Here is a 6,852-nt window from a genome sequence, read left to right as displayed (position 1 = left end):
TTACTTTTTGAGGAAGTAGTTCATTTCTAGAACATCACCTTCCCAAGGTGGGGATTGCGAATTTGAATCCCGTTTCTTGCTTCAAGCCCTTGCCGGGGTGGCGGAACTGGCAGACGCACAGGACTTAAAATCCTGCGGTAGGTGACTACCGTACCGGTTCGATTCCGGTCCTCGGCACCATTTGCGCCCGTAGCTCAATTGGATAGAGTACTTGACTACGAATCAAGCGGTTAGAGGTTCGACTCCTCTCGGGCGCACCATTTATTATCGGGAAGTAGCTCAGCTTGGTAGAGCACTTGGTTTGGGACCAAGGGGTCGCAGGTTCGAATCCTGTCTTCCCGACCATTCATTATATTACGGGGCCTTAGCTCAGCTGGGAGAGCGCCTGCCTTGCACGCAGGAGGTCAGCGGTTCGATCCCGCTAGGCTCCATTTGTTTTTATTATATTGGCGGCGTAGCTCAGCTGGCGAGAGCGTACGGTTCATACCCGTGAGGTCGTGGGTTCGATCCCCTCTGCCGCTACCAAAATATATAGTTATAAGATGGCGGTCGTGGCGAAGGGGTTAACGCACCGGATTGTGACTCCGGCATTCGTGGGTTCAATTCCCATCGGTCGCCCCTTAATATTAAATGATTATAAATTGGACCCTTAGCTCAGTTGGTTAGAGCTATCGGCTCATAACCGATCGGTCGCAGGTTCGAATCCTGCAGGGTCCATTTGAAGTAACGATTATAATGTGGAGGTATACCCAAGTCTGGCTGAAGGGATTGGTCTTGAAAACCAACAGGCGGGTCAAACCGCGCGGGGGTTCGAATCCCTCTACCTCCTCCATATATATTGTTAATTCATTCATTGGCTTGGTAGCTCAGTCGGTAGAGCAGAGGACTGAAAATCCTTGTGTCGGCGGTTCGATTCCGTCTCGAGCCACCACTTTAAAATTAATCGTGGAGGGATAGCGAAGTTGGCCAAACGCGGCGGACTGTAAATCCGCTCCCATCGGGTTCGTAGGTTCGAGTCCTACTCCCTCCACCATTTTATATATATAACTTTCGTTTTATGCGGGTGTAGTTTAGTGGTAAAACCTCAGCCTTCCAAGCTGATGATGAGGGTTCGATTCCCTTCACCCGCTCCATATATTCTTTCTATGGGCCTGTAGCTCAGCTGGTTAGAGCGCACGCCTGATAAGCGTGAGGTCGGTGGTTCGAGTCCACTCAGGCCCATTTCTATAAAATTTCTTCTATGTTGATCATACTTCATACAAGTGTATGTTAATATATCATTCTTCATTGTGCCCTTAGCTCAGTAGGATAGAGCAACAGCCTTCTAAGCTGTGGGTCAGAGGTTCGAATCCTCTAGGGCGCACTTAACTATTCATTATTCCACAGTAGCTCAGTGGTAGAGCAATCGGCTGTTAACCGATCGGTCGTAGGTTCGAATCCTACCTGTGGAGCCATTGGAGAAGTACTCAAGTGGCTGAAGAGGCGCCCCTGCTAAGGGTGTAGGTCGTGTAAGCGGCGCGAGAGTTCAAATCTCTCCTTCTCCGCCATTATTGGGCTATAGCCAAGCGGTAAGGCATCGGGTTTTGATCCCGTGTATCCCAGGTTCGAATCCTGGTAGCCCAGCCAATGACATACTAAAATACGAGTTGACTATCTATAAATTAGAAGTAACAGACTAAACAATAATATAAATAGCACATAAAAACGCATGGATAATGATATCCATGCGTTTTAAATTTGCTTCATTTATTGCAAATAAGTAAGTACTTTTATTTTTTTCAAAACCCTCTCATACATAAAAAAAGTTATTCCTTCCACTATCTCCTGCTGAACTTCTTACCTTCAAATAACCAATTGGACTTTCACAACATAACTTACCACTTAGAGACTTCATTTGTCGGGACTATATAATATTGATTAGTCTACTATATAAAGCGAATATTTTCCTATAGTAGTTTCCTGCCCTTCTATTCACCTATATGATCCTGAAGTCAACTCACTTTTATAGAAAAATATATCTATAAATAAGTTCGAAATATTGACAAATTAGTTTAATAGACCTATGATATAGTAAGCGATTATAATATAAATATTTAAATAATTGTAGATTAATAATCACTCTTTCTAGATTACCAACTTAATCGTTTTAATCTAGTAATTTATATTATTTATGCAGAATTAAAGAGAATCTATTTTTGATAGCTTGATTACGCTGTTTGATTAACGCAACCATTATTATTACTGCAATTACATAACAGAGCAAAGAAATAAAGTAATCGATCATAATGAGATGAATTTACAAATTCGGGGATAACTACATAATCGGCTGTGGGATTAAAAATCCATATGCGATAATTGTCACCTCTCTCTTTACTTCTAATTTTAAATGAATTGGAGGCTTTTTTTATGTCAACGAATGATGAAAAACACCTTAATGCAAATGGTTCCTCAAGACGTAAATTCCTGAGAAACAGTGGAATTGCTGCTGGGGGAGTTGTTGTTGGTGGAACATTAGGCGGTTTACTTGGATTTAGTGATAAAGGTGAACAAGAAAGCACCGCTACAGCGTCAAAAGAAACACCACCTGCACAGCAGCATGATCAGGCTTTAGAATATTTTACAAATCGAGCGGATTTCGATTTGCTGGGGCAGGCAACGGAGCGAATTTTTCCAGAAGATGAAAATGGTCCAGGTGCGATTGGTTTAGGAGTTCCTTACTATATTGATCACCAGTTAGCAGGGAAATGGGGAATCAATGCGAAGGAATATAGGCAGGGGCCTTTCTTTGAGGGGGAGCTGAACCAAGGCTATCAATCTCAATTAAAGTACCATCAGATTTATGACTTAGGCATTGAAGCAATCGAAAAATATAGTCAAGCGACCTTTAGTGAAGGGTTTACCGCATTAGATGGTGAAAAGCAAGATGAGGTCCTAGTAGCCTTTGAAAATGATAAAGCAGACATACCTGGTATTAAATCTAGCATCTTCTTTAATATATTACGTCAGTCAACTATAGAGGGTGCCTATTCGGATCCACTTTACGGTGGGAATAAAGATATGCAAGGTTGGAAAATGAAAGAGTATCCTGGTGTTCAAATGAGTTATTCAGATGAACAAGTGGCATCTAAAGAATTCATTGAAATTAAACCAGCGAGCCTTCATAACACACATAACTAAACATGTATAAAAAAAATAAAAAGCTGTAAGAAATAGATTTTAACTTGGCAAATAGAAAATATAAAACTTTCCTATCTGCATAAGTGCAACTAAAGCTTACTAAAGGCTTGAGAAATGCCAAGTTTTCTAAAGAAAAAATGTACAGCAGGAAAAGGGGTAATTGAATATGGTTACGAAACTACCTAAAACAGATGTGGTAACAGTTGGTGTAGGTTGGACAGGCGGAATTATAGCTGCTGAGGCCAGTAAAGCAGGATTAAACGTTGTAGGATTAGAGCGTGGCGGAAATCGTGGCACGGCAAACTTTGCTATGAAGCATGATGAGCTTCGTTATGCATTACGTGGTGAATTGATGCAAGATTTATCGAGGGAAACATTAACATTTAGAAATAATGGTGATCAACGTGCATTACCAATGCGTCAATATGGATCCTTCATGTTAGGAAACGGTGTAGGAGGAGCAGGTACACATTGGAACGGAATGACAGACCGTTATAACCCATATGACTTTGAAATCAAATCGAAAACGGTTGAAAGATATGGTGAGGCTAAAATTGCGGATGGGCTACTCATCCAGGATTGGGGAATTACCTACGATGAAATGGAGCCATATTATACAAAGTTTGAAAAGATGGCAGGTATTTCTGCTGACGAGACGCCTCTTCGCGGAGAACGTTCAGAACCCTTCCCAAATCCGGCATTGAAGCATGGTCCAGAGCTTGATTTATTTAAAGAAGCAACGAAAAAGATGGGATTGGATCCTTTTACCATGCCAGCAGCTAATAACTCACAACAATATACAAACCCGGACGGTCAGCATTTAGCAAGATGTCAAATGAACGGATTCTGTGAACGTTTCGGTTGTGAATACGGTGCTAAAGCAAGTCCAAACGTTACGGTTATTCCAGCAGCACTAAAAACTGGGAACTTTGACCTTCGTCCGAATTCTGAGGTTATCGAAGTGTTGCATGAAGGTGGGAAGGCAACAGGGGTTATTTATGTCGATACGCGTACAGGTGAAAAATTTGAACAACCCGCAGATATTGTTGCAATCACAAGTTATACGTTTAACAATAATCGCTTGTTACTCAATTCAAAACTTGGTACTGCCTATAACCCTGAAACTGGGAAAGGTACGATTGGCAAGAACTACTGTTACCAAGTAATTGTAGGAACAGATGGATTTTTCGATGATCAGAAGTTCAATACGGCAATTGGTTCTGGTGGACTCGGCGCAACATTAGATAACTTTAATGCCGATAACTTTGATCATACCGATTATGACTTTATACATGGTGGAGCAATTATAATGAATCAATCAGGAAAAAGACCGATTGACAACAACCAAGTTCCTCCAGGTACACCAAGTTGGGGGAAAGAATTTAAGGAGCAATCATTAAAGTACTATAACCGCACGTTGAACGTTCATACGTATGGCGCAACTTTACCTCATGTGGATAACTATTTGGATTTAGATCCGACATATAAAGATGTACACGGTAATCCACTTCTTCGCATGACGTTTGATTTTTCGGAAACCGACCGTAAACGTGGTAAATTCCTAAACGACCAAACAAAGAAAATCATGAAAGAAATGGGAGCGACGCATGTTTCTGAGAATGAATCCGTTGAGCATTATGACATTACAAAATATCAAGCGACACACAATACAGGCGGTGTTATCATGGGAGCGGATCCTGAAACGTCTGCTGTCAATAATTACCTGCAAATGTGGGAAGCGGAAAATGTTTTCGTAGTTGGTGGATCGGCATATCCTCACCAAAGTGGTTACAATGCGACGCATACTCTAGGAGCGCTTGCTTACCGAGCTTCAGAAGGAATTATCAAATTTAGTAAAGATGGCGGCATGCTGGTTTAAGTAGTAGGGCATGCACAGCTTGCAGGAATCAGAGCAAAACTTAAGGAACAGGGATTAAGAGGAAAAACAAATCCACAGCATACGTGCTGTGGATTTTGTGAATTTTCGCAGGGATACTTAAATTCAATGTATATCTATTCTATTTTTAATATTTTCAAAAACTTCTTCAGATCCATTACCTATTAACAAAGGAACCCCATCAATTACTTTCTCTTTTAAGTCGTCTGGAACGATCGTAGCGGAGATGATAAAGTCATAATCATCTTGTACATGGAATGCTTCACTGACTTTCCCTTGATGCAACTCCACTTGTTCAAGAAGGTTTTCGTCTCTCAACCATTCTGTTAATCGCGCCATGATGATCGTAGAAGTAGCAATGCCTGTCGCGCAAATGACTAACACTTTTTTCATGTTTGTTTTCCATCCTTTTTTATTTTATTTACATAAACTAAACCGGCTAATGCACCTAGGCCGATCGCAGCCATCCCATACCAGCTTAATAATTTACCTAGTCCTGCGAATAAGGCAGTTGTCCAAACAGCACCGTCAACAAGAGAAGAAACACTGGAATTATTTCCGATATCAAAGTCCGAAGCAAGGGCCATTTCGGTAAATATCGGGGATAGCCATGTAGCTATATACAATCCAACACTGATGTAAATGCTTGCTGCGATGATCGTGCGGACGATGTTTCCTTTAAATACAGGTACCATTAAGCAGATCAAGAATGGGATTGTTGCTAAGTCACCGAATGGCAAGACACTATTTCCGGGTAAAATGACTGCTAGGAATAACGTAACTGGTATCATGACTAAGGAAGCGGATAATACAGCGGGATGTCCTACTGCTAGCGCACTGTCCATCCCAATATAGAGCTCTCTGTCTGGATACTTTTCCTTCATTTTTTTACTAGCAGCTTCTGAAATAGGTGTCAGTCCTTCCATTAATAAGGCAACCATTTTCGGCATTAAAAATAAGACGGCAGCAGTCTGTATCGATAATTGCAATATATCTTGGATGTTGTAGCCTGCAACTAAACCGATTAGCAAACCAAGCAATGCACCTAAGACAATCGTATGTCCGAAGATTCCGAAACGTTTTTGGATAGAAGCTGGGTCTGCTTTTAGCTTATTAAATCCTGGAATCTTGTCAAAAACGACATTTAATGGCTTCGCTAAAAAATAGGACGGTGCGGATGCCGCATGTGGAAAGGTTATTTGTTTTAATCCGAAAAAGTTTTGCATATCTTTCGCTAACATATCACCCATGAGGAGCACCACTATAGCGTGTACCGCCGTTGTAAACAGACCTAATGCGAAATCATTCGTCAACGCATAAATGAGCGATCCTGTAAAAGCGATATGCCAATAATTCCAAATATCAACATTTACTGTTTTCGTTAATCCGAATGCTAATAGTAAAAGGTTAATTCCAATTCCTATCGGTATAGCAAGACTTCCGAGTGCAGTGCCATAGGAAATAGCTGCTGCAGCTGGCCAGCCAACATCAATGGTTTGTAAGTTTAAACCGAAATGATCGACCATCGAATGTGCTGCTGGCCCTAAACTCGTCGTCAATAAGTTTAAGATGAGATTCAATCCTACAAAACCAACACCGACAATCAATCCGGAAAACAATGCTTTTCCTGGACCCGTACCAAGCAGTATTGCGAAAATAAAAATAATCATTGGGAGCATCACACTCGCTCCCAAATCGACAAACCATTGTAAAACTTCCAACATATAGCCCTCCAGACTAGTTTCTATTCTATTTAAATACTCTATTTAGAGGGCGCC

Annotated in this window: 4 protein-coding genes and 16 tRNA genes; 18 read left to right on the top strand and 2 right to left on the bottom strand. The window is 41.2% G+C overall.

The window, feature by feature from the left end; translation table 11 throughout:
- Positions 1-91: 91 nt before the first annotated feature.
- From ACHABU_RS06955 to ACHABU_RS06870, 18 genes are all read left to right on the top strand, one after another.
- Positions 92-180, top strand: a tRNA-Leu gene (locus ACHABU_RS06955).
- A gap of 3 nt (positions 181-183) precedes the next feature.
- Positions 184-260 (top strand) — tRNA-Arg (locus ACHABU_RS06950).
- 8 nt (positions 261-268) lie between these two features.
- Positions 269-345: transfer RNA gene (locus tag ACHABU_RS06945), tRNA-Pro, on the top strand.
- Between the two features lie 13 nt (positions 346-358).
- A tRNA-Ala gene (locus ACHABU_RS06940) sits at positions 359-431 on the top strand.
- Positions 432-448: 17 nt separating this feature from the next.
- Positions 449-525 (top strand) — tRNA-Met (locus ACHABU_RS06935).
- Positions 526-545: 20 nt separating this feature from the next.
- Positions 546-618: transfer RNA gene (locus ACHABU_RS06930), tRNA-His, on the top strand.
- A 25-nt stretch (positions 619-643) separates the two neighbouring features.
- Positions 644-717 (top strand) — tRNA-Ile (locus ACHABU_RS06925).
- 22 nt (positions 718-739) lie between these two features.
- Positions 740-832, top strand: a tRNA-Ser gene (locus tag ACHABU_RS06920).
- A gap of 23 nt (positions 833-855) precedes the next feature.
- Positions 856-931 (top strand) — tRNA-Phe (locus tag ACHABU_RS06915).
- Positions 932-947: 16 nt separating this feature from the next.
- A tRNA-Tyr gene (locus ACHABU_RS06910) sits at positions 948-1,033 on the top strand.
- Between the two features lie 26 nt (positions 1,034-1,059).
- A tRNA-Gly gene (locus ACHABU_RS06905) sits at positions 1,060-1,133 on the top strand.
- A 14-nt stretch (positions 1,134-1,147) separates the two neighbouring features.
- Positions 1,148-1,221: transfer RNA gene (locus tag ACHABU_RS06900), tRNA-Ile, on the top strand.
- A 68-nt stretch (positions 1,222-1,289) separates the two neighbouring features.
- Positions 1,290-1,363: transfer RNA gene (locus ACHABU_RS06895), tRNA-Arg, on the top strand.
- A gap of 16 nt (positions 1,364-1,379) precedes the next feature.
- Positions 1,380-1,454 (top strand) — tRNA-Asn (locus ACHABU_RS06890).
- A gap of 2 nt (positions 1,455-1,456) precedes the next feature.
- Positions 1,457-1,547, top strand: a tRNA-Ser gene (locus ACHABU_RS06885).
- A gap of 4 nt (positions 1,548-1,551) precedes the next feature.
- Positions 1,552-1,626: transfer RNA gene (locus ACHABU_RS06880), tRNA-Gln, on the top strand.
- A gap of 780 nt (positions 1,627-2,406) precedes the next feature.
- Positions 2,407-3,177: a gluconate 2-dehydrogenase subunit 3 family protein gene (locus ACHABU_RS06875; protein WP_435763660.1), complete on the top strand. Its 771-nt coding sequence runs from the start codon at positions 2,407-2,409 to the stop codon at positions 3,175-3,177.
- Between the two features lie 166 nt (positions 3,178-3,343).
- The gene (locus tag ACHABU_RS06870; RefSeq protein ID WP_435763658.1) at positions 3,344-5,056 is read left to right on the top strand and encodes a GMC family oxidoreductase; all 1,713 of its coding nucleotides are present in this window, start codon (positions 3,344-3,346) and stop codon (positions 5,054-5,056) included.
- 123 nt (positions 5,057-5,179) lie between these two features.
- Here the strand turns inward: ACHABU_RS06870 and ACHABU_RS06865 are convergent, their stop codons facing one another.
- Positions 5,180-5,467, bottom strand: coding sequence for a PTS sugar transporter subunit IIB (locus ACHABU_RS06865; protein WP_435763656.1), 288 nt, complete (start codon positions 5,465-5,467; stop codon positions 5,180-5,182).
- Entirely contained in the window at positions 5,464-6,798 is a 1,335-nt protein-coding gene (locus ACHABU_RS06860; RefSeq protein ID WP_435763654.1) for a PTS galactitol transporter subunit IIC, read from the bottom strand. The genes ACHABU_RS06865 and ACHABU_RS06860 overlap by 4 nt, the downstream gene beginning before the upstream one ends.
- Positions 6,799-6,852: the final 54 nt, after the last annotated feature.

It is taken from the genome of Oceanobacillus sp. CF4.6, assembly GCF_051262635.1.
GTDB lineage: Bacteria > Bacillota > Bacilli > Bacillales > Amphibacillaceae > Oceanobacillus.
The sequence above is the reverse complement of the archived record's forward strand: the minus strand, read 5'-3'. Positions and strand labels throughout refer to the sequence as shown.